Source organism: Bacillus sp. SIMBA_026 (assembly GCF_046535335.1).
Classification (GTDB): Bacteria; Bacillota; Bacilli; order Bacillales; family Bacillaceae; genus Bacillus; species Bacillus velezensis.
Window position 1 is genome coordinate 1297342 of sequence record NZ_JAWRWX010000001.1, and the last position, 21377, is coordinate 1318718.

At 41.6% G+C, this 21377-nt stretch carries 32 protein-coding genes, 1 pseudogene and 1 riboswitch; of the genes and pseudogenes, 3 read left to right on the forward strand and 30 right to left on the reverse strand.

The window, feature by feature from the left end; translation table 11 throughout:
- Positions 1-29: 29 nt before the first annotated feature.
- From SB847_RS06105 to SB847_RS06220, 24 genes and pseudogenes are all read right to left on the reverse strand, one after another.
- Positions 30-242, reverse strand: a complete 213-nt coding sequence (locus SB847_RS06105) for a helix-turn-helix domain-containing protein (RefSeq protein ID WP_335433464.1) — start codon at positions 240-242, stop codon at positions 30-32.
- Between the two features lie 252 nt (positions 243-494).
- Positions 495-644, reverse strand: a complete 150-nt coding sequence (locus tag SB847_RS06110; RefSeq protein ID WP_283002405.1) for a hypothetical protein — start codon at positions 642-644, stop codon at positions 495-497.
- Between the two features lie 138 nt (positions 645-782).
- The gene (locus SB847_RS06115) at positions 783-995 is read right to left on the reverse strand and encodes a helix-turn-helix domain-containing protein (RefSeq protein ID WP_335433466.1); all 213 of its coding nucleotides are present in this window, start codon (positions 993-995) and stop codon (positions 783-785) included.
- A 297-nt stretch (positions 996-1292) separates the two neighbouring features.
- On the reverse strand, positions 1293-1430 hold the full coding sequence (locus SB847_RS06120; protein ID WP_167348363.1) for a hypothetical protein: 138 nt from the start codon (positions 1428-1430) through the stop codon (positions 1293-1295).
- A gap of 104 nt (positions 1431-1534) precedes the next feature.
- A complete protein-coding gene (locus SB847_RS06125; RefSeq protein ID WP_335433469.1) occupies positions 1535-2050 on the reverse strand; it encodes a sigma-70 family RNA polymerase sigma factor in 516 nt (171 codons plus the stop codon).
- A 14-nt stretch (positions 2051-2064) separates the two neighbouring features.
- Positions 2065-2194 (reverse strand): annotated as a pseudogene (locus SB847_RS06130) (hypothetical protein).
- Positions 2195-2321: 127 nt separating this feature from the next.
- Complete coding sequence (locus tag SB847_RS06135; RefSeq protein WP_014418207.1) at positions 2322-3524, reverse strand: DUF6575 domain-containing protein; 1203 nt, start codon at positions 3522-3524, stop codon at positions 2322-2324.
- A gap of 1 nt (position 3525) precedes the next feature.
- Positions 3526-3900, reverse strand: a complete 375-nt coding sequence (locus SB847_RS06140; protein WP_014418208.1) for a hypothetical protein — start codon at positions 3898-3900, stop codon at positions 3526-3528.
- Positions 3901-4136: 236 nt separating this feature from the next.
- Positions 4137-4394, reverse strand: coding sequence for a hypothetical protein (locus tag SB847_RS06145; RefSeq protein ID WP_335433472.1), 258 nt, complete (start codon positions 4392-4394; stop codon positions 4137-4139).
- A gap of 35 nt (positions 4395-4429) precedes the next feature.
- The gene (locus SB847_RS06150) at positions 4430-4633 is read right to left on the reverse strand and encodes an XtrA/YqaO family protein (RefSeq protein ID WP_025852610.1); all 204 of its coding nucleotides are present in this window, start codon (positions 4631-4633) and stop codon (positions 4430-4432) included.
- A gap of 82 nt (positions 4634-4715) precedes the next feature.
- On the reverse strand, positions 4716-4916 hold the full coding sequence (locus SB847_RS06155; protein WP_229045370.1) for a hypothetical protein: 201 nt from the start codon (positions 4914-4916) through the stop codon (positions 4716-4718).
- Positions 4917-4930: 14 nt separating this feature from the next.
- Entirely contained in the window at positions 4931-5359 is a 429-nt protein-coding gene (locus SB847_RS06160) for a RusA family crossover junction endodeoxyribonuclease (protein ID WP_047935875.1), read from the reverse strand.
- Positions 5360-5454: 95 nt separating this feature from the next.
- Entirely contained in the window at positions 5455-5598 is a 144-nt protein-coding gene (locus SB847_RS06165) for a hypothetical protein (protein ID WP_335433473.1), read from the reverse strand.
- On the reverse strand, positions 5595-6542 hold the full coding sequence (locus SB847_RS06170; protein WP_335433489.1) for an ATP-binding protein: 948 nt from the start codon (positions 6540-6542) through the stop codon (positions 5595-5597). Before SB847_RS06170 ends, SB847_RS06165 begins: the two co-directional genes overlap by 4 nt.
- Complete coding sequence (locus SB847_RS06175; protein ID WP_064107575.1) at positions 6427-7128, reverse strand: DnaD domain protein; 702 nt, start codon at positions 7126-7128, stop codon at positions 6427-6429. The genes SB847_RS06170 and SB847_RS06175 overlap by 116 nt, the downstream gene beginning before the upstream one ends.
- A 197-nt stretch (positions 7129-7325) precedes the next feature.
- Positions 7326-8159: a PD-(D/E)XK nuclease-like domain-containing protein gene (locus tag SB847_RS06180; protein WP_410577466.1), complete on the reverse strand. Its 834-nt coding sequence runs from the start codon at positions 8157-8159 to the stop codon at positions 7326-7328.
- Positions 8083-9003, reverse strand: a complete 921-nt coding sequence (locus tag SB847_RS06185) for a hypothetical protein (protein ID WP_410577468.1) — start codon at positions 9001-9003, stop codon at positions 8083-8085. The genes SB847_RS06180 and SB847_RS06185 overlap by 77 nt, the downstream gene beginning before the upstream one ends.
- Complete coding sequence (locus SB847_RS06190; protein WP_335433477.1) at positions 9000-9188, reverse strand: hypothetical protein; 189 nt, start codon at positions 9186-9188, stop codon at positions 9000-9002. The genes SB847_RS06185 and SB847_RS06190 overlap by 4 nt, the downstream gene beginning before the upstream one ends.
- A gap of 101 nt (positions 9189-9289) precedes the next feature.
- Positions 9290-9487 (reverse strand): YqaI family protein, encoded by a 198-nt coding sequence (locus SB847_RS06195; RefSeq protein ID WP_032863598.1) that lies wholly within the window; start codon positions 9485-9487, stop codon positions 9290-9292.
- Positions 9484-9741, reverse strand: a complete 258-nt coding sequence (locus SB847_RS06200; protein ID WP_032859261.1) for a YqaH family protein — start codon at positions 9739-9741, stop codon at positions 9484-9486. The genes SB847_RS06195 and SB847_RS06200 overlap by 4 nt, the downstream gene beginning before the upstream one ends.
- Positions 9738-10310, reverse strand: coding sequence for a helix-turn-helix domain-containing protein (locus SB847_RS06205; protein WP_335433479.1), 573 nt, complete (start codon positions 10308-10310; stop codon positions 9738-9740). The genes SB847_RS06200 and SB847_RS06205 overlap by 4 nt, the downstream gene beginning before the upstream one ends.
- Positions 10311-10367: 57 nt before the next feature.
- On the reverse strand, positions 10368-11096 hold the full coding sequence (locus tag SB847_RS06210; protein WP_335433481.1) for a Rha family transcriptional regulator: 729 nt from the start codon (positions 11094-11096) through the stop codon (positions 10368-10370).
- Positions 11093-11407 (reverse strand): hypothetical protein, encoded by a 315-nt coding sequence (locus SB847_RS06215; protein ID WP_032863594.1) that lies wholly within the window; start codon positions 11405-11407, stop codon positions 11093-11095. Before SB847_RS06215 ends, SB847_RS06210 begins: the two co-directional genes overlap by 4 nt.
- A gap of 12 nt (positions 11408-11419) precedes the next feature.
- The gene (locus tag SB847_RS06220; protein ID WP_025852635.1) at positions 11420-11638 is read right to left on the reverse strand and encodes a helix-turn-helix transcriptional regulator; all 219 of its coding nucleotides are present in this window, start codon (positions 11636-11638) and stop codon (positions 11420-11422) included.
- Positions 11639-11790: 152 nt separating this feature from the next.
- Here SB847_RS06220 and SB847_RS06225 point away from each other — a divergent pair, with 152 nt between their 5' ends.
- Positions 11791-12168, forward strand: coding sequence for a helix-turn-helix domain-containing protein (locus tag SB847_RS06225; protein WP_014418220.1), 378 nt, complete (start codon positions 11791-11793; stop codon positions 12166-12168).
- 362 nt (positions 12169-12530) lie between these two features.
- Positions 12531-13727: a tyrosine-type recombinase/integrase gene (locus SB847_RS06230; protein ID WP_335433482.1), complete on the forward strand. Its 1197-nt coding sequence runs from the start codon at positions 12531-12533 to the stop codon at positions 13725-13727.
- Between the two features lie 43 nt (positions 13728-13770).
- Here the strand turns inward: SB847_RS06230 and pbuX are convergent, their stop codons facing one another.
- The 5 genes from pbuX to SB847_RS06255 form a co-directional block, all read right to left on the reverse strand.
- Positions 13771-15075 carry a xanthine permease PbuX gene (pbuX, locus tag SB847_RS06235; RefSeq protein ID WP_410577472.1) on the reverse strand — a complete coding sequence of 435 codons (1305 nt, stop codon included), beginning with the start codon at positions 15073-15075 and terminating at the stop codon, positions 13771-13773.
- Positions 15072-15656 carry a xanthine phosphoribosyltransferase gene (gene xpt / locus SB847_RS06240; RefSeq protein WP_012117825.1) on the reverse strand — a complete coding sequence of 195 codons (585 nt, stop codon included), beginning with the start codon at positions 15654-15656 and terminating at the stop codon, positions 15072-15074. Before xpt ends, pbuX begins: the two co-directional genes overlap by 4 nt.
- Before the next feature lie 99 nt (positions 15657-15755).
- A riboswitch (purine riboswitch) is annotated at positions 15756-15855 on the reverse strand.
- Between the two features lie 132 nt (positions 15856-15987).
- Positions 15988-17490 (reverse strand): carboxypeptidase M32, encoded by a 1503-nt coding sequence (locus SB847_RS06245; RefSeq protein WP_410561696.1) that lies wholly within the window; start codon positions 17488-17490, stop codon positions 15988-15990.
- A gap of 111 nt (positions 17491-17601) precedes the next feature.
- Positions 17602-19521 carry an ATP-dependent DNA helicase gene (locus SB847_RS06250; protein ID WP_044802168.1) on the reverse strand — a complete coding sequence of 640 codons (1920 nt, stop codon included), beginning with the start codon at positions 19519-19521 and terminating at the stop codon, positions 17602-17604.
- A gap of 103 nt (positions 19522-19624) precedes the next feature.
- The gene (locus SB847_RS06255; protein ID WP_216061693.1) at positions 19625-19816 is read right to left on the reverse strand and encodes a hypothetical protein; all 192 of its coding nucleotides are present in this window, start codon (positions 19814-19816) and stop codon (positions 19625-19627) included.
- A 165-nt stretch (positions 19817-19981) separates the two neighbouring features.
- On the opposite strand from SB847_RS06255, the gene SB847_RS06260 reads away from it, so the two are divergent.
- The gene (locus SB847_RS06260; protein WP_003153548.1) at positions 19982-20134 is read left to right on the forward strand and encodes a YpzG family protein; all 153 of its coding nucleotides are present in this window, start codon (positions 19982-19984) and stop codon (positions 20132-20134) included.
- 40 nt (positions 20135-20174) lie between these two features.
- Here the strand turns inward: SB847_RS06260 and SB847_RS06265 are convergent, their stop codons facing one another.
- Positions 20175-21341 carry a THUMP domain-containing class I SAM-dependent RNA methyltransferase gene (locus SB847_RS06265; protein WP_015417697.1) on the reverse strand — a complete coding sequence of 389 codons (1167 nt, stop codon included), beginning with the start codon at positions 21339-21341 and terminating at the stop codon, positions 20175-20177.
- Positions 21342-21377 lie beyond the last annotated feature (36 nt).

The following is a 21377-nucleotide window of genomic DNA, read 5'->3' on the forward strand; positions in this document are numbered from 1 at the left end:
AAAAAGCATCATTTTACTATAGGTGCAGATTAACGTTTCTTTTTATAAGCAGCAATATCTTTTCTTAAGAAGAGTCGATCTCTATTCGTCATTTTGATTGGCTTCAGTGTCCCATGATCAACTAGCTGTTTAAGGTTTTGACGAGTGCATCCGATGATTTCAATCGCTTCTGATGTGGTTATGACTTCTTTATCAAGGAACTCTCTCAATTCTTCGACATCACTAAATACAAACTTATCCATCCTTTGAATTCCTCCATTTCATAACTACGTTTATAATCGTCAGTGTGAGCCAGATAACTGCCAGCACAATTGATATTATGTCCAGTACATTTAGGTTGTTATAATCCATTCGAGCGAATTGTAAGCAGAACAAGACGAAAAATAACAGTGTTGTTGAGTCTAATATTTTTTTCATTATCCCCGAGCATGGAATTTTTCAATGGTTTTGTTTAATGTTATAGTATAAGAAGGGGAAGTGATTCCCCTCGTTAGTTATGAGCGACGTTTCTTCTTGCCGGGAGAACGTCGTTTTTTGTTTTTATCACCCTTTAGGTCTTTGATGTTCTTGATCAGTGTCGTAATCCCAACGAGAATTCCGACTAACCAAGCTGTATCCCTTAGGATGAATTCAACGATTTCCATGCTCGTTAACACCTCCTTTCGATACTTTAATTATAACACTTATATTTACCACCGTCAATATTTGTATATGAAAAATATTGATTTTTTTCCAATAAATTTTTATCATTACATAAAAAAAGCACCCTATTTTTCGGATGCTCATTTCCGTCTATTCTTTTGAAAATCCAAAATATCCTCTTTCAGAAAAAGCCTGTCCCGAGGCATTTCTTTCATTGGCTCCAATTCCCCGGTCTTTACTAACTGGTTCAGATACTGACGGGTAAAGCCCAATACTTCAAGAGCTTCACTTGTATTGAGTATCTCTTCTTTTAAGAATTTCTTAATTGCATCACGCTCTTTAGGCTTGTACACCTTTGAATCATCCTTTTCTCTCACGATATTTCAAGTAAAGGGAAAATGCTTTTTCAATGATTGAAACAATAAATAAAATGATTAGACTGATGTCGAGAGCTGTTTTCAACGGGCCCGCTGCTACATCCTGACGGAAAAACAGCATATAGGCTAGGGCGAGAAGAACAACAATATCGGTAGTGGACTGTACACTTTTCATTTTTTGAAAGTGGCTGGCTTTCAAGTATTTTTCTTTATTCGCTGGATTTGTTATACTTGGAGCAAGGGAGAAGCGCTACCTTCTCCCTCGGCTCAAAATCATCTGCGCTTTCTTGGTCGACGGCGTTTTTTGATTTTGGGCTTTTTTGTTTTAAGCTTTTCCCTAATGATGAGGATTTTTTCAACAACTGTGAGAGTTGTGAGGATAATCCCCAGTACCAATGCGATTTCAGCCACTTTCTTTCCCTCCTTTCTATACTTTAATTATACCTCGACGCTTTACTTACGTCAAGTAATTTAATGGGCTTTTTTCATTATTTCTCCAATAAAAAAGAGCCTATTCACGCTAAACAGAATAGGCTGTGATCTGCTCTATTTTTCATTTTCAGACGGGAACGTTCAATGTTCTTCTGCACAGTTCCTTTTTTAATCCTCAATAACTGCGCTATCTCTTCGAAAGACATGTTTTGCACAGCATGCATAATGAATATGTCTTTTTCTCTTTCTGTGAGCACGGAAAGGGCGTCAGCGATTCTTTCCTTATCCCAATCGCTTACCTCCCCTTCAGCTTCCTGAACGATTGCATAATCTTCCGACAGCGCATCAATTAAACGCGGATCAGCAAGAATTGTTCTTTGATAAGCGTCTCTTCTGTCAGCACCTCGGCGGGCGCCGGGCTTTCTTCCGTTCTGGAGCCATTCGAGAGTGAATTCAATATCACTGATCATGCTACTGATAATCTTTTTATCGTTGATCTGTTCAGCCGTCAGATTGACTTCAGCTGTATCTTTGTAGAGCCGATACATTTTTCTTGTTTCTCTTAAAGCTCGTTTGTATTCAATGATTAAATCTTGCATTCTGATTCCTCCCCTTATTTGCGCTTAAATGCGCCGCCCTTGCCTCGTTTAAGTGTTTGTATGTTTCGTGTTCATGATTTGTTACGAGAAACGTTCTGAGCGCTCCTGCGTGTTTTTATTGGGCTTTTTCTTTTCCTGCTTCATATCATTCCTCCGTTCAAATAAAAAACGGACACCAATCAGAGCACAGTGATTCTGTGCAATGATCAGTGTCCGCAGGCTTTCCGTCTTGGACTATATTCGATTATGGAGTAATATTTTTAAAACCATCCTACTCCTCAGGCTGTTTATAACCAGTTAATTCGTACTTTATTTTCGTTGTATCCTCTACTAAGTCTTTTATTATTTCTTTTCTAACTGTCGCTTTTATAACACTTGGTACACGGAATTGTATGTTTCTATTTTTCAAGTCCGCAAATAATTCTGGTGCTATTTTTCCTTTAATGTCACCAATTGAGGTTGTGGAAACTCTGAACTGATTATAAGCAGTGTTTACACTTGTTAGTTCACCTTCCACTTCAATATCCTCATAAGCAATTTCACTATTTTCTTTAAGAATATTTATTAAAATATCTAATTTTTCATATGAATTTTCTCCAAAAGTAACTACTTTAGAATCACCGTTAGATTTTGTGCTCCCTTCCAGCTTAAACGTGTATTTATTTTCAGATACCTTTGTAAGCATATTTTTTAAACTCTTTATACTTTCAAATGAATAGGACTCATCAAGAAAAATCTGCTCTTCGATTTCTTTTTTATTTTTTGTTGTAATATCCTGTATAATTTCAAAAAGATGGCTTAATGATTTTTCTGGAACTTCGAATATATCATCAGAATCCATTTTTATCCAAACTCCAAATGATGACGGTTGTAACGAGTCAACTCTAAGTTTAATTTCTTCAGAAAAGCCTTCGCCTACTAAATTCTTTCCAACATCTTTTGCAATATCATTGATTGTTTTTTGGAAGTTGCCAAAAATATCCAACAGGAAGTCCAAACCTATGTCATGACTATTTTGAAAATCCTTAAGAACCAGTTTAAATTTGCTGTCTATAATTTCTTCTTGAATTTTTGTTAATTCCTGATTTGTAACATAATCATACTCTACATAAAAATCTTCTTCTGGAAAACTTTCAGAATCAAAATTATTTGCGTCAACAACTTCAATATTTAGTTCTGTATTAGGTTCAGTTATAGAGGGATCTATAAAAAGATGATGTAAACGCCTTTTTTGGTACAGTTTGTTTAATAATTCTAAAACCGAAATTCTTTGTTCCAATAAACTTTTGCACTCAATAACAGAAATTCTGCAAAATAGCCATTTATCTATATTATCTTCACTTTCTTCAATATAATAATTTAGATAAAGTTCTTCTGTAGGAGACTTAGAAATGAAAAATAAAGGAAAGTCATAGTATTCAAATATATGAATCGGCTTTAAGCTTTCCAAATCGGAGTGTTTTTTGATTTTCATTTTAACCCTCCTCTATATCCCCTGCAAACATTTTTAACATATCGACATCCTGAAATAGCCATAAATTTAAATGTGATCCTCTTATGTTGTGTATCCCGCATTCTTCTGTTATTTTCCCTTTGTTAATTACTTTATTCCTAAAATGTTTATGCTTTCTTCTTAATCTCTCTGCTGCTTCTCTTTTCGTAAAAAATGAAATAGCCAGTGCTTCACATTCAAGATCTGAAGGATAACGTTTTTTACTCTCTCTGTGATTGAGAAAATCAGCCTCTTGTAATGTTTCACTTTTAGTCAACCTAAATACAGGTTCAACATCTTGTTGAATAGCATCCGAAGGTGGACACTGAGGAGGAAAATTTTTTTCTTTGAAAACCATTCTGCTGTATCCTTTCCTTAATTCATTTAAAAAATACCCAAAATTTATAATTGTTTATGTAATTTGATCTAAAAACAACTATAGCAGTGTTTTTAATTTTGAGTACATATTCGACAAATAAAGACAGGAAAAGACAGAATGTTAGTTTTTCAAATGAAAAAGTTGCCATTCTAACTGTGTTTCTTAAAGCACGTTCTAATAAATTTCTAATATCAAATTTGATGTAGTTTTATTAATCACTCCCCTATCCCTGGCAGGACAGAGATTACAAAGAACACAACCGCTACAACCGTCAATATCAACCAACCATTAGTTTTATCCCGTTTTGCAATAATGGTTTCATCACCAATCATCTTTAAATCATCTGAACGCGCTACAAGGACCGGTATATATTGTTTGGGAACTTTCAAATAATCTGCTGCCTGTTCGACGGTCATCGCTTCATCTTTCGTTGCTTTGACGACACGTTGTAATTTGACTTGTAATGGCATCAATTCAAAAACCCCTTTTCTGAATAATTACATTCGTTTTATTTCACCTTGAATCCTATTTCGTGATCGACTCGCGCAAAGCTGCCTTTTGAGGTTTGGATGATGGTCTTTCCGTGCTCTGGGACATCCAATACATGCGCTGTTCCTTCAGTACCATCTAAAACGATGATACGGATTTTCCCAGGCTCCATACTTTGCTGAATACTTCCTTCATGATTTTTAATTTCTTTAGGGTTGTACACCTAGACTCCTCCTGTGCTATGATAGAAGTACCAATTCGAATCATAAGCACTGAGGCATAAGCTTCGGTGTTTTTTTATATCCTTAGTACGGATTTTCCCAGCCGCTCATTGTGAATGCTGGAGACGGCTTTAATTCCTCTCGGTATATGATTGGATGTTTTTCGACATATGCTGCCAGTTCTTCCGGCGTCATCTTCCATTCCTTTACCGGTCCTGGTACGTAAGGATTGTTGTTGTTTTCTTGCATGTTATTGACCTCTTGATTATTTAATTTAGGATCCATAGAAAAGCTACCTTTCATGACACAATCTCAGTTATAATGACTTCCACCCGCGGCTCTTCACTGTAAAACTTACTGACCTTCAAATCGACTACCTGACTATCATCCTTGTATATCAGATGGTTTAAAGCGTCTTTGACACCTTTTACATAGTTATCGACGTCCGGCTTTGTTACAGGGCGTAAAAGGCCTTTTTCAGCGTTCTCCTTTTTCCTCTTCGATCCGGATACAGCTTTCGGCATCGGTCTGAATACTCTGACTTCCATTGCGACAGGACCAGTAATAACCTGCTTTGGCCGATGCTGAGATGCAACCAGTGCCACATACTGCTTAAAATTTTTTGACTTTACAGGATCGTACATTCTAACCTTTCCGTTTTGAATGGATCCCCGCGGCCGTCCTTGTGCGATCGGCTCTCCATAAACAATAAACTGAATAGAACTCAACAGCCTTTTACCTCCCGTCAATCTGTTCCCAATGCTCGATCTGCTTTTCCTTGTAAGGTGCAGTCAGTAATATGACTGGCAGCGCCGCAACTGCTTTAAGCACTTCTCACCAGCTCCAATTGCCTTATTTTCTCCTCCAGGATCCTAATCGCCGGTGTGAGATCCTGTCCGCCTGTCTGTTCAGCCGGGCCGAACATGTAAATCCCTCCGGATCCTTGAACGTTCGTTTTTAAGCTCATTCCCATTCTCCTAACCTATGATTTAATTGCATTCGGTCTCCCTTGATGATTACCGTATAATTACGGCACATCTGATGGATCCGTGATCCGAGCGCTTCGTCTATATCTAATAATGCTGCTGTATCTAATTCTGATGAAATCAGCAGTGGCTTGTGGTTCAGGTAGCGATAATTAACAACCGATTGGATCTGCTCAACCTGCCAATCTGTGGCCCGCGGTTCTCCCTTTACTGGTTTAAATAAATCGTCGATGAATAGAACGTCCGCTTTTCTCATTGCATCAAGCTTGGACTCTAGTTGGTCAAAGTTATCTCTTAAATTCCCCATCCCTTCAACGTAAGGGAAATACATGCAGTAAACAGATTTTTTCTTAATAAGGTTGTTCATAATTGCCGTTAATAGGTGCGTTTTTCCGCTGCCAGGCTGCCCAAGGAGGGCGATGCTGTTCGAACGTTCTCCTTTAACTTTTTGAAAATCCTTAAAGTATTCCATAGCGCACTCATATGCTTCTTTAATCATGTCAGGCTTTCCGTCTGTAATGAAATTACCGAATAAAAGCATTTCAAATTCCTCCGTAATGCCGCTGGCCTTCATAAGCCGCGCGATCTTTTTTCGTTTTACACACTCGCATTGCTTTGAAAATGTGGTTTTCCATTCCCGGGCCTTATCCGGTAAGCACACTTTTCCTGCAAGGTAATCCTCTTCCCTCACCATTTGATCAGCATTTAGACTCTCCATTGTTTTTTGTTCTTTTCTCAGCTGCCGTTCAGTATCTTGGTGAACCCGATAAACAATGATTCCTTTGTCCTTGCAGTCAGGACAATCATATTCAGCCTTTTCTTCTGAGGCGGCCTGTTCCGCTGAAAATTGGGCTGACCTGTCCTGTAGTTTTTTGAGAATGCCCGCCATTGCCATGTCCGTACTTTGTGTTTTGTGAGCTATCATGCTGTTTTTTCTCCTTTCTTCTCTGCGTAAACGGATTTGATAGAACTGCTTCAATGTAATTTAAACCAACCTTGCTTCCCTTGTTCCTGAAAGCCTGTTTCATAGCCTCCATGACCTTCTCCTCGCCGTAATCTTCAACCATATAGCCAATTCGCTGAGCTTCAATTGGTCCGATAGTACGGGCGACTTTGTTCTCGAATAATTCAAAGACATTTTTCACTTTTTCATCAACTTCCTTTCTTTCTTCCGACACTTGGACAAGGTCCTTCTTCTTGTTGTAATTGCCAAGCTGTATGTAATCCGCGTAATTCAGAACTGTAACAATAAAGCCGCGTTTTTGCGGCAGCCTGTCCAGTTTTAAATACTCCTGCTTGACCATTCTGTCTAACGAGTATTTGATCTGATCGGATGACCAATTAAAACGCTTTGCTAATTCCACAAGCTTAATGATTGTCTGACCGAGTTCTAAATCCTGATCCGCTCTATACTCTGCCCGTTTGAATAAATGATCGTATATTGTCTCATCCCGTGAATCTTTAAATGGCAGGCGGGGTAAAATGACATATCCTAATCCTTGCGTATCCATATCGCTCACCTACTTCCTTTTACACACTGCTGTTAGAGACTTAAAATCAATATCTGTTAATTCTAAAGATGGTTCATTTGTCTTCAGATAGTCCGTTACATACCGTGTATATAAGCCCTTCCTCATATCACGCCTTACTGTCTTAACCAGCCAGTAATAACAATGCGGAATCGGAACCTTAATTAAATCCTTTTCCATCAGCTGATCAGCTCCGAGAAATGAATGATACTGTTTAACTGATTTGTTGCACGGCAATATTTGCATCTCTCACATCGCTCCGGCTTTTCGCCGCCGTGTTTCACTTGCAGGATACGACCCATACGCTGCTCAATTTCTTCAAGCTCTACTTCCATTCGGCCCTTATCGATATTGATGACTGCCTTATCCGGCGGATCCTCTTTAGACACCCCCACGATAAGAGGTTCAAGCCACTCGTTACGCCCAGTCATACGCCTTTCCATTTCTGCGTAGAGCGCCATCTGTCCGATGTATCCGTATGCTTCGACAAACGAGCAATAGCCTATTTCCGGATTCCACACCTTTTCTCGAAGTGAACGGGTTGTTTTCAGATCTGCAAAACGGCTGCCGGCCGGGTTGTATACGTCCAGCTTGCCTTTCCACGGAACGCCGAAAAGTTCAGCCGTTACGATAACTTCCTTTGCTCCTTGCAGAACGAACATACAGAGTTCGTCATGTTGAATCGCCTCAATCATCAGATCAGCTAACTGATATTGCTTGTACAGCTGGCCTTTTTGTGTAAAAAGTGATGGCGTGTTTCTCTTGAATTCATCAAATACCTGTTTCCCTTCAAGCCAGGCATGAACATATTGACCGAAGAGGAGAGCTTCTGAACCCGGCGACACCCATTCACCGTTAATCTTGGCCATTGTTGCCGCCTCGCATTGCAGAAAGCTCTTATATTGAGAATTTGACATGTAATATCTATCAATCTCGTTAGAATAGTAATTCTCCTTGTTTAGCGCCGGAATCATCCTCATCAGCAGGATCACCAGCCTTTTTCTTTTTTTCATCTGCCTTCCCAACTTGCTCTTTTTGCTTTTTGAACTCTTCTTCAGCCTTTGACTTAGTCGCGCCTGTGGCCTTGATATTGAAGTAATCCTCTTTTTTTGCCATCCCATCACGAAGGGACGTGTAAATGCATCCAATTTTCAAGAAATCTTGTTCAGTGAAAGCATCGATCGCATTGCCGATGTATTCCTGGATCATTTCTTTTGTAACGCCAAACTCTTTTTTGAAAAGAGATAAAGCGTTTCTGAGACGATCCTCCAAAGGTTCTTTATGACCGCTGATTAATGTTTGCTGACACATATCAACCGCAGCATCTACGATATCGCCTGGAATTACTCCAAGTATGCAGGCACGCAACCGTCGCGCGCCTTGATTGGCAACCATTTCATAAATATCCCTTGGATCATCAAGCTTTGTAATAGCACCGCGCGCTTTCCGTTCATGCTTAACCGTGAAAATCTTGGTTTGACGGGTATTCGTTTCGAGGTCCCAGGCATAAGCCATGACAGACGATTCTCCTGCCTTCTGTTCCAATTCCATAATCCCGTAATCAATGTTCCCCCAGTTCTGCGCCAACGCTTCAGCAAGACGTATAGAAGGACCGGATACTTTTGAGCCGCCTCGCGGATATTCATACACCGCGTTCTCGGCCAACAGTCTCCGTTCACATGCTTTCTTAATCCGATCGAACGCCGCGTATACATCCCGCGGAAATTGCTTAGCGATAACCATAGCAGCCTGAACCTCCTGAGCTTGACGACTGATCATAGCTTCGGTAGTCACGCTGGTTGCCTGTTGAGGTGCGGGCATGTAATCTGAGTAATCTACCTGAGATAATCCATTCATTTCGCTGCCACCTTTCTCAAATAAGCTTCTGTGCCGAGCCTCTGCCATTCTCGGTATGCGTCCATTGACGGAAAACTGAATACAGGACATCCATAGTTGTCAAATGTAATTGAACCGCCAACCTGACTTAAACGTTCCTGGTCGTCCGCCCGGTCGCTGAATGACACTGTAATTGATTTTGCCATTTATAAAACCTCCATTGTTTTCTATGAGGCGTTTTGATATAATTAGATTCCAATCAATAATCAAAACGCCTTACGAAGTCCACTTTGCCGAGTGGGCTTTTTTATTGCGCTGTTTGAAATTCAAAACCAAGCTGCTCCTTTAAGTACCGTTCAAGATTATCCCTCAAAATTACCTCGCCGCTGTCGATTACATAATCATCTGTTGGCATTATGATGTCCCCAAAAAAATCCTTTTTCATTTCAGGTTCTGATGTTTTATCGTGCCAGTTGTTCAAAACCATTGGATTTTCAATGTTCATTGCGAGCACCTGCTTATTACAGTTAAATTAATACCTCGCTGCTGCATTTTCATAGCTACATCGTACAAACGACCTTTGTTTGCTAACCGGTTAATATCCTCCGTCAAAACTTTTATGCTTCCGGCTAAGCTAATGGCTTCCTCGTAATCACCATCACGCAAGGCCTCACATAGCATAATCGCCAATTCTTCTGCTGAATCCACTTTCCGTTTAGCAGCTTCTAAATCTGATGTAAGAAATTGATTATTGTTCATATCGTAATTGCCTGCCTCTCCTCGTGTTTTGCCATTGCTACTTGATCAACTAGCGCTTTTCTTGTCCACCTATCCGCTAGTTCTTGTATCTTTAAACCGTGTCCGCGGGCTAGTGAATAAACGAGTGTCTTGTTTGCTGGGATAAGATCGAAAATCTGTTTAATATCACCCATTGGCAGTTCCCCTGCCCTCCTACCCGGCCTGTCACTTGCCAGCCAACGGGCTAGGTGTTTTGTTGCTTCCAAGGCCTCTTCCAACTGATGGACCATATTGATTACCGCGGCACTTGCACTTTCATTTAATGCAGGATCAATGGGTGCAGCCGCTGTTGGGTGCAGACGGAAAAGATAATGCACGAGATCAATATGTTCATAGGCTTCACATATTTCAAACCACTTAATGCATAGTTCAGGAGTGAGTTTGCTAAAGCCATTTTCCACATCAGAAACATATCGTTGATCCTTTCCCCCAATTAAATTACCGATTTGATACTGTGCAAGGCCTGCCGATTTTCGGACACTACGCATAATCTGCGGTAAATTTCGCAAATTGTATGGGTTGTTCTCCATATGTTTGCCTCCTGATATATTCAGTTTTTTACTGGTAAAATTTAAGTAATGAAAATACTAACTTGCCAGTTGCTTTTTCAATTTGTTAATGATGTAGGCTTGTCCCTTTGGTGTAATCTTCATTGTGAGCCACGTTTTTGACTTTCCGCTTACTTCTCGAACTCCCTGTGCTACTTCAAAGTAACCGCGGTTCACATATTCTTGATAGGGCTCATTTTTGTTGGAGAAGATCATCTTCCAATCTCGTAATTTCTGAAACAACTGCCTCTCACCAATAACAATGCCTTGTTTTGATGCAAGTTTTGCAACCTCTCTGACAAGCAGGGACTTTTCAGACGCCATACACGATTCAGCAAAACTGACTAAAGGCTCCTGAATTCTCAATGTTTGTTCAAGTTGTTGCCGTTCTTCCTGTTCGGTGATCCATCGCTTTGCTCGGCTGACTGGATCATCAATCATATAAGATGGCTGCTTTAGTTTCTGAAGCTCATTTTCCATTCGGTTAAACTCCGAAATATACTTTTCCTTGAACAGCGCTGCCTTTGCACCTGTGTAACCAAAAACTAAGAATGTAAGACCATCACGCTTGATGAGATATTTTTTATAAGTGCGATTTCTATTGTCCTTATATTCAACCTCCCCAAAATTGTGGAGATTAAATTCTTTACTAGAATCAAGGTTTTTAATATCACGTAAAACATGATCATGACGCTTTCCGAATACCTCAGCAACAGTCAGGCTATCGGTTACAACTTGATCGCCTTCAATAAAAACAAGTTGATTCATGCGGTTGCCCCCTTACGGAAATACTGGGTATTTTCCTCCACCCAACGGGTATTTCTTTCAATCCATTTAAAAAGCAGCTGGGTTGGAATTTTCTTGCCGAACTCATCATTTACCGGGAAATCAGGTCGCGACATGAGTTCAGACATTTTTGTTTGACCGCATCTGAGTACTTTCATCGCTTCTTCTCTGGTTAAGATGTGAGGAAGCTCATTCAACGCCCCTAGTCGCTCAACCAACATATCTGTTGCCCTATCAGCAATTTTTGCTGCAATTTGATCAATGAAGTTATCGTCGTATTGCATGGTAAACATATTTGGTACCTCCTATGCTGTGTTTGATTTTTGTTTCGAAACGACGACATTTTCTTCAAAAAAAAGCGTCCAATCGACATCAAAGTTGTTAGCAATTCTCTTTGCTAGTTTTACTGAAGGATTTCTCTTTCCTAATTCAATGTTCGCGTAAGCACCTCTAGAGATACCAATTTCCTCAGCTGTTTCCTGTTGGCTTTTGTCTCCACGGATGTCTATCAACCATTTCCTCAATAGATTCACCCCCTATTTGCGTCGAAACGAATCATTTGTTTTTATGATATCGTCCATTAGAAACAATGTCAATAACTTTTTCGTCGTTTTGACACAAAACTTTATTTGTTTCATTTCGACACGTTATAATGTTTAATGAATGAGGTGAAATTATGTTTAAAGACCGGTTAATTCAACTCCGTAAAGGCAAGAAGTTAACACAAGAACAAATGGCTGAAAAGGTTGGCGTTCACAGGGGCACATATGCTAATTATGAAAGAGGCCATAGACAGCCAGACTATGAAACATTAGTTAAAATAGCTGATTTCTTTGAAGTCTCTACAGATTACTTGTTAAGAGGTCAAGAGTACTACCAAGATAAAGCTAAAGAACTCCGTAAGCAGAATGATGTTCGTTTTGATAATGTCGAAGGACAGGAACTGATGACGGAGGATGAAAAAGATAAATATCTTGCAGATGCTCTAAGGCGACTTGATGGGATTGAAAAAATGATTGCAGAGAATTTCAAAAACAAAAAAGAGGAAAAGTAATTATTCTTTATTGTTTATTAAGTTATTTCTGTTTACTAATAAGATCGGAACTTGAACCGAAATACAAATGAACCCGATCCGAAAGGATAATTTCACCATGTTCCTAATCCCTTATGGTTCAAGGGTTTTCAATCTTATTCTCATCTGAAACTGATCCGGACTTGAACGGAATCTCATCAGCAAAAATCGAGTCGTTGAGAAAAGTCCTGTTTTTTAAATTTTGATTAGCCCTTGTAGGGCTTTTCTTTAAACAAAACACCAGAACATAAGTTCTTTTCCAGAATGCATCAACTCTCCTCCCCTACTTATTAATTTCATTTGTATTTATAACAACTCCTATACTTAATCTAAGAGGTGAAAGAATGTATACCAAAGAATTAATCAAGGGTAAAAAGTGGTTAGCAGTTGGAGAAGGCCCTCGTGACCCAGTCACCGGCAAACGAAAGCAAATTCCGCGGCGGGGTAAAACAAAAAAAGAAGCTGAGCAAAGAGTCCGTGATGCAATAGCAGCTTTAAATGAAGATGGCATCGATGAATCAAGAGTGAAAAAGATAACTTTTGATCAAGTCGCAGCCGAATGGCTGGAAGAGTATATGTTAACAGGGAAGAAAAAGAACACTGTCCGAATCAGACGAGAAGAGATAAAAATATTAAATGCCTACTTTGCCAAATCCATCATCAATAAAATAACCTTGAGACAGTATCAAAAAATACTTAACAAACTAGCAGAACAAGGGTATTCACGAAGCACTATGAATGGAGTACATACGACAGCAGGCATGATATTTAAGTATGCTGTTAAGGTAAAGTTTCTCAAAAGCAATCCTATTGCAGATGCTATAGTGCCTAAAAAAAGAATAACCGTTGAAGAAATTGAAAATAACAACATAGCTGAAAAATACCTCGAAAAATCGGAGATCGAGGAATTTCTTTTAGCAGTTAAAAATCACGGTCTACACATGGATCTGGAACGATTTTATTTACTTGCTTTTTCAGGTATGCGATCCGGGGAGTTATGTGCCCTCAAATGGTCTGACATCAATTTCGAAACAAAAGAACTCCGAATAACTAAAACCATTTATTCAGAAAGTAATAACATGAGAGAGTATGAATTAACTCCACCCAAAACACCTGGATCAATTCGGACAATTGCTATAGACGATCAAATTATAGCCATGCTGAAAGCATATAAAACGAAAGTGAAAAAGATGCATTTGCAATCACAAACAAAATTATCTGAGTACCATAATGAAAACTTTATTTTCGCAAGAGAAAACGGGTACCCTTACCTGCCAAAAAGCATCATTTATCGGATGGAAAGAATTCTAAAAAAAACATCCATAAAAAAACATGCGACTCCTCACATATTCAGACACTCACATATCAGTATGTTAGCTGAAGCAGGTGTCGATATTGCGACTGTGATGAAAAGAGTCGGCCACGATGATGTGAAAACAACAATGAAAATCTATACCCATGTTACAAATAAAATGAAAGAGGATGCCTCACAAAAAGTTCAACAAACTTTCGGAAGCATCCTCGATCTCGGGATTTCATAAAGAAATGTTATTAAAATGTTATTTTTTTAAGAAAAACGGGTGACTAACCCTCTTGAACCCTTGTCACATCAAGGGTTTTTTTCGTTTTAGGAATCATATTATAAATAATATTCAAAAGGACGGCGGTAAAGCTTCCGGCGACGATTCCGTTTGTGGTCAGCAGATTTAAGTAAGACGGCAGGTGCTTAAACATATCGGGAACGACGGTTACACCGAGTCCCAATCCGACCGAACACGCGACGATCAGAAGGTTTTCCTGCTTTTTAAAGTCAATTTGACTGAGCATTTTAATGCCGTAGGAAATGACCATGCCGAACATGGCCACCATCGCGCCTCCCAGTACCGAAGACGGGATGATGGTCGTGAAGGCTGCGATTTTCGGAAAAAGGCCGAAGAGCATTAAAAGTGCGCCCGTGACACCGATAACCGCGTTTTTCTTAATTCCTGTCAGCTGCACGAGGCCGACGTTTTGGGAATAGGCCGTATACGGAAAAGCATTAAAAATGCCGCTGATGAATACCGCCACGCCCTCCGCGCGGTAGCCCTTTGCTAAATCACGTTCAGACAGGCGCCGGTTTGTCAGGTCACCGAGAGCGAAATAGACGCCGGTTGACTCAACAAGGCTGACAATGGCAACGATGGACATCGTAATAATCGGTGCCGCATGAAATGTCGGCGTCCCGAAGTAAAACGGTTTAATCATTTGAATTGCATCAGCATTCGCCACATTGTCAAATTGCACTTTTCCCATAAAATATGCGATGGCCGTCCCGATGACAATGCCGATTAAAATCGAAATGGATTTCAAAAATCCTTTTGTAAACCGATAAAGCAGCACGATGATGACGAGCACCGTAAATCCGAGGGCAAGGTTAGCCGGATCACCGAAATCCTCGCTGCCTTCCCCGCCGGCAATATGATTCATCGCGACCGGCATCAAGGTCATCCCGATAATCGTCACGACAGATCCGGTTACGACAGGCGGGAAAAAGGATACGAGCTTACCAAAGAAAAACGACAGCAGAATGACAAGCAGACCCGATGCCAAAATGCTTCCGTAAATGGCTGAAATCCCGTATTCCTTACCGATCGAAATAATCGGCGCTACCGCGGTGAACGTACAGCCGAGCACAACAGGCAAGCCGATGCCGAAAAATTTATTCCTCCATACTTGAAGCAGCGTAGCCGCCCCGCACATAAAAATGTCAATTGATACGAGATATGTCAGCTGTTCTGCGTTCAGTCCCAATGCCGCTCCTACAATTAAAGGAACAACGACGGCGCCGGCATACATGGCAAGCACGTGCTGGATACCGAGGGAAAGTGTTTTGGCATAGCCGTTTTTCATGAACGGACCTCCTGTACAAATGTCACTTTTCCATCTTCAAGCGATTGAATTCTCGCCAGTGATTCGACCCGGCATCCTTTTTTCACCAGCTCATCTCTTCCCGGCTGAAATGACTTTTCAATGACGATTCCGATCCCGCAAACCGCTGCGCCTGCTTGTTTTACGATGGATAAAAGTCCTTCTGCCGCCTGTCCGTTCGCTAAAAAGTCGTCAATGATTAACACGCGGTCATCTTTCGACAGATGATTTCCGGAGATTGCAATCTGACTTTCTGTTTTTTTCGTGAAAGAATAGACGGATGCCGTCAGCAGATCATCCGTTAATGTGAGAGACTTCCTTTTTCTCGCAAAGATGACGGGAACGCCGAGTTCAAGGCCAGCCATCACCGCAGGGGCGATACCCGAAGATTCAATTGTGACGATTTTGGTTATCTCGTCTTTTTCAAAACGGCGCGCAAATTCCCGGCCGATCTGCTGCATGAGAACCGGATCAATTTGATGGTTTAAAAAAGAATCCACTTTCAGCACTTGATCAGAAAGAACAATTCCGTCTTCTGCTATTTTTCGTTTTAATGCTTCCACAATGATTACCCCCGCTTATAAAAAATAAAAAAAGCATTGCCCGCTCTCCAAAAAAAGAGCAAGCAATGCCGAATGATCTACACGTAACGGCCGAATAAAGCCGTCCCATTGCTCACTCATAGTCGGACATTTACGGTGACCGGTAGAAACTTGCGTGCCATATCCACGCGATTATATGAGTGTTCGTATGATATTAATCAAATTATAACAAGATACACTTCTTTTGCATAGTGAAATTTGAATATTTCCGAACTTTTACAAAGAATCGGTTTCGATTATTCGTCTTTTTAGAATTTTTAGAAAAACACCCGGTGTATGCCGGGCGTTTCGTTTATAAATATAAATTTGAATATTTGCCGACGAGATACTCAATGAGATATTGAACGTTCAGCTCTTCTCCCGTTGCATCTTTTATGATGTCAAGCGGCATTTTGCGTCTTCCGTGCTGATGAACCTTTTCTGTCAGCCATTGTTTGATCGGCTCAAAATCGCCCCGTTCTATTAATTGGTCAAATTCAGGCAGATCGTCAAGCATGGTATGCTTCAGCTGTGCCGCATACATATATCCGAGCGCATAGGAAGGGAAATAGCCGAAATCGCCGCCCGCCCAATGTACGTCCTGCAAAATGCCTTTTGCGTCAGATGGCGGCGTAATGCCTAAATAATCATGATATTTTTGATTCCACAATGCAGGCAGTTCTTCCACTGTCACTTCATTACTGAAAATTGCTTTTTCAATTTCATAACGGATAATAATATGAAGCGGATACGTCAGCTCATCGGCTTCAATTCGGATAAAGGTCGGTTTCGCCTCGTTGACAGCGCGTACAAAGTCCTCTCTTTTCACATCTTGAAATTGATCAGGCGAAGCCTCAACCATTTTTTCATAATAGGCGGTCCAGAAATGTTGATTTCTGGCGATAAAGTTTTCATAAAATAACGATTGGGATTCATGAATTCCCATGGATGCACCGTCAGATAAGTTCGTTCCGCTCAGCGCTTCGTCAATATTCTGCTCGTAGATCGCATGCCCGCATTCATGAATCGTTCCGAAAATCGCCGTGCGGAAATCGTTTTCGTCATATCTGGTCGTCACCCGTACATCGCCCCGGTTGATTGTCGTCGCAAACGGATGCACCGTCTCGTCCAGGCGGCCGCCGTCAAAATCATACCCGAACTCTTTTAAAAAATACAAGGAGAGGTCTCTTTGTTGTTCTTTCGGAAATGTTTTTGTGATAAAGGCTGTGTCCGGTTTATTGCCGGATGCCGTCACTTTTTTGATAAGCGGAATGATCGCTTCCTTCAATTCAGAAAACAGCTGATCCAGCACCTTTACCGTAACACCCGGTTCGAAAATATCGAGCAATGCATTGTATGGATGATCTTCATAGCCCCAATACGAAATAAACCGCTTATTAAAATTAATCAGCTTCTCAAGGTACGGAGCAAACATAGAGAAATCAGAGGCCGCCTTTGCATCCTCCCAAGCCGTTTCAGCTTTCGATGTTAAAATGACATATTCTTTATACTCATCTTCAGGAATTTTTTTATTATGATCATAATCTTTTTTCGCAAGTTCCGCCGCTTTCACTGTATCTTCAGAGAGCTCTTCGGCATGCGCGAGAAGGATGTCGATCAGTTCTTTCATCCGGTCGGATGTCTGGATTTGAAAAACGTCAGCCGACAGCTGTCCGATGCTTTCCGCCCGGTCATCAGAGCCTTTTTTCGGGGCTCCCGTTCTTAAGTCCCAATGCATAAGCGCAATGGCTTCGACATAGTGGGATACTCTTTTTAACAGATCAAAAAACTCTTTCTCATATGTATGTAAATCCATATCCGTTCCCCTCCCTTTTCACTATTAATTACAGGCTAATGGAACGCCGTGACAAAGTCAACTTCCCGGATTTAAAAAAGCCGCAGGATAAGAATCCTGCAGCTTTTGTTTTTATACGATTTTCGGTGTAACAGGCAAGATCTTTTTGACTTCGGCCAGGACCCGTTCACTTTCTCCGCCCGCATAAATGGATATGGTTCCGCTGTCCTGATTAGAACGGATGAGGCGGCCGATTCCCTGCCGGACTCTCAAGAGCATGTACGGCAGATCAACTTCCTCAAACGGATCTTTTTTCGCTCCGTTCCGCTTTGCGGTAAACACGGGATCATGAGGCGGATACGGCAATGCCCAAATGGTCACATTCCGGAGCGAGTCACCTGGAATGTCAAGACCTTCCCATAAGTGGACGGAACAAAGCACGGATTCTTCATCCCGCTGGAATTTTTCGACCAGACTGCTGATCTCTTCATCACCTTCGTAGTATATCGGATACGGCAGCTCCCACGCGGCAGCCTGTTCTTTAAATTCCTTCATGTCTTCAAAGGAAGGGAAAAGAACGAGGGTGCGTCCTTCATTCTTCTTAATGGTTTCAATCGTTTCGGCTGTTTTCTGCTCAGACGTCATGTCACCGTAAAGCGCAACAGACATTTGCTCCTCGTAATCGTACGGAGATTCAACGGTGAATGATAAAGGATCACGGATTCCGAGGCTGTCAGCGATATAATCAAATGAACCGCCCTCAGAAAGAGTGGCCGATGAGAAAATATAAGGGATCTTTTTAGAAAAGACCTTTTCTCCCAAAACTTCGGCTACTGTTCTCGGCATAACGACAAACGTTGAGTCTGTATCCCGCGTTTCAAGCCAGCTGATGGCATCCTTTTGATACAGCGACAGCGAATATGCCATTTGTTCGACGTATTCTTCTACGACTGACAGCTCGTACTTATCGATCGTATACATTTCCGATTCAAATACGAGCGCCTCGCCGATTTTATCGAGCAGACGGCACAATTCGTCAGCCGCACGCTTAACACGCTGATCGTTTTGGATGTCCAATCGGTGAGAGCCGGCGATTTCCTTCGATTCCTCTGACAGCACATAGAAAAACTCATCGTTTGCGGCAAGGGCATCTTCAATCAGTTCGGCGAATTCCTCTCTGATGTCATTTTGAAGCAGGCGCTCTAAAAACAGCTCGAGCGTCGACTGCTTCACGCGATAGGTTAACGCTTTTTGCGCGGCGAATTCCAGCAAATGTCCTTCATCAAACACGACGGCGCTGTGATCCGGCAAAAGCGGCAGCTGTCCTTCCCTTTTGCGTGATTCTTCCGTCCATACATGTTCCATGTAGAAATCATGGGAGCAAACAATCAGATCCGTTGATTTTCTGTAATGATCTCTTGAAAGTGTTAAACCGCATCTATGTCTCATATCACATGTTAAACAATCTTGGAAGGAATCATAGCTGACGCCTGCCCACTCTTCATTCGTCAGATCAGCGTACTGTTTGCGGTCGCCGTACGGATAAAAGCGCTGCATCGCTTGTGATTCGTGTACGAATGAAGGCAGCGACTCATAAAGATCCAGCCACTTTTCATCATCAGAACGCTGCATCGTTTTCTCAAGCTTTTTCAGACACAGATACTGCTCATGGGATTTGGACAGCCGTGTATCAATCTGCAGATCCAAATGTTCTGTCAGCTTGGAAATGTCGCCTTCTTTTTTGACAAGCTGTTCAATTAACGTTTCATCGGCGCATGCGATAATGGCCGGTTTACCCGTATATCTGGCATAGCTGATGGCAAACAGCAGATACACCAGCGTTTTCCCCGTACCGACTCCTGCCTCAGCGAACATGACCTTTTTCTCTTTAAATGCCCGTTCAAGCTGAAACGCCATAAATACCTGCTCATCCCGAAGGTCAAAGCCTTTCTCGGGAAGGATATCGTAAAACACGTCACCAATCCAATTGTTCAATTCTTCGTAAAAATTCTTTTCTTTTGTTAAAGCAAAAGGCAAACGTGATGTTGTCACCCAACTCCAACCCCTAACTATTCGGCATTCAGACCATCTATAATATCATTTAACCCTTTTCAATACAACAAAAAAACTTGGCCTCGCCAAGTTTTTGCCATTATCATTTCCGGTTAATGATATGTGTACATAGGAACGGATGGTCTGTTGAATGTGTATGTTTTACCGCATTTTCAAGTTCTTCCTGTGCGTGTGTCATGGCGGAAGGACCGAACTCCGCTCCGGCTTCCTCCAACCGGAAAGCAGTTGCGTCTAACGCCTTTTGTATTTTAGTGAAGTGCTCGCTGTTCAGCATAAAATAGATCACCTCTCAAATAGAAATAATCATCATTCTATGCCGATGCTTCACTTTCTATACATGCCATTCTGAATGATCCGCACCTGACCTGCACAAACTACAACAGATATTCGATTGAATATCCATCTTCACAAAATTATTCTATCCGGGAGTGATGGTTACATGAGTTATAAAGATCGATTAGATCAGCATTCTGAATTGTTTCATCACAATTGGACGCGGCCGAAACGCTCTAAATCGCAAGTGAACGGCCACACCGAAATGTCCCAGACCAACATTATTTTACGGAGCAACGCAAAAGCGCACCGCTGGTAATGGCAGAATAAAACGTAAAGATGCCAGAGAAGACGCTGTTTCAGGCGTCTTCTCTTTGTTGCGGCTTTTTCCGTTGCGGCCGCACTTTAGCCCAGTACTGATAATAATCCGTTTTGATAAAACCGTTAAAGAGCTTCCGTTTTTTGGTTGCTTTTCTTCCGTAGACCTCTTCAAATTGTTCATTTGACGTTAACATGTAGACAGACCATGTATCAAGAGATTCAAATGCCCGGCCCATTTCTTTATACATCTGCTCGACTTCCCTTTTTTCGCCGAGCCGTTCGCCGTACGGAGGGTTTCCGACGATTACGCCGTATTCGAGTTTCGTCGTAAAATCCTGCACCCGCATTTGTTTGCATTCGATCAGGTCACCAAGTCCCGCTTCTTCTGCGTTTTCTTTGGCGATGTTTACCATCCGGTGATCCACGTCACTGGCAAAGATCTGCAGCGGCTGATCATAGTTCGCCTTTTCTTCCACTTCAAGACGCGCCTTGTCCCACAGTTCTTTTCCGATCCATTCCCAGTCCTCTGAAACAAAATCACGGTTAAAACCGGGAGCAATGTTTTGCCCGATTAAAGCGGCTTCGATGGCGATCGTGCCGGAACCGCAGAACGGATCAACGAACGGACGGTCAGGCGTCCAGTTGGTTAGCTGAATTAACGCGGCAGCGAGCGTCTCTTTAATCGGAGCTCCTCCCTGATCAACCCTGTATCCTCTTTTATGAAGGCCTGTTCCTGATGAATCCAGTGTAAGTACGGCTTTATCTTTTAAAAGGGAAATCTCCACCTTGTACTCGGGTCCCGTTTCTTCAATCCATTCATTTTGTTTTCCTGATTGAAGTTTCAGCTTTTCCGCTATCGCCTTTTTGACGATCCGCTGGCAGTCAGGCACACTGGCAAGCACTGATTTCACGGACTTTCCGATAACGGGGAACTTGGCGTTTTCCGGAATGTACGCGCGCCAGTCAATCGCTTTTGTTTTTTCAAACAGCTCATCAAACGTTTTCGCCTGAAACTCGGCGACCTGTACTTTAATGCGGTCAGCCGTCCGCAGCCATAAGTTAGCCCGGCAGATCGCAAGCGCATCTCCTTCAAAAATGACTTTTCCGTTGTCTACTTTGCATTCATAACCTAAATCACGCACTTCTTTGGCGACGATCGCTTCGATTCCCATCGGCGCCGTCGCTATTAGTGTGTACTTCTTCATCGTATCACCCTGTCTCTTTTTAAGCTTTCGTTTCAT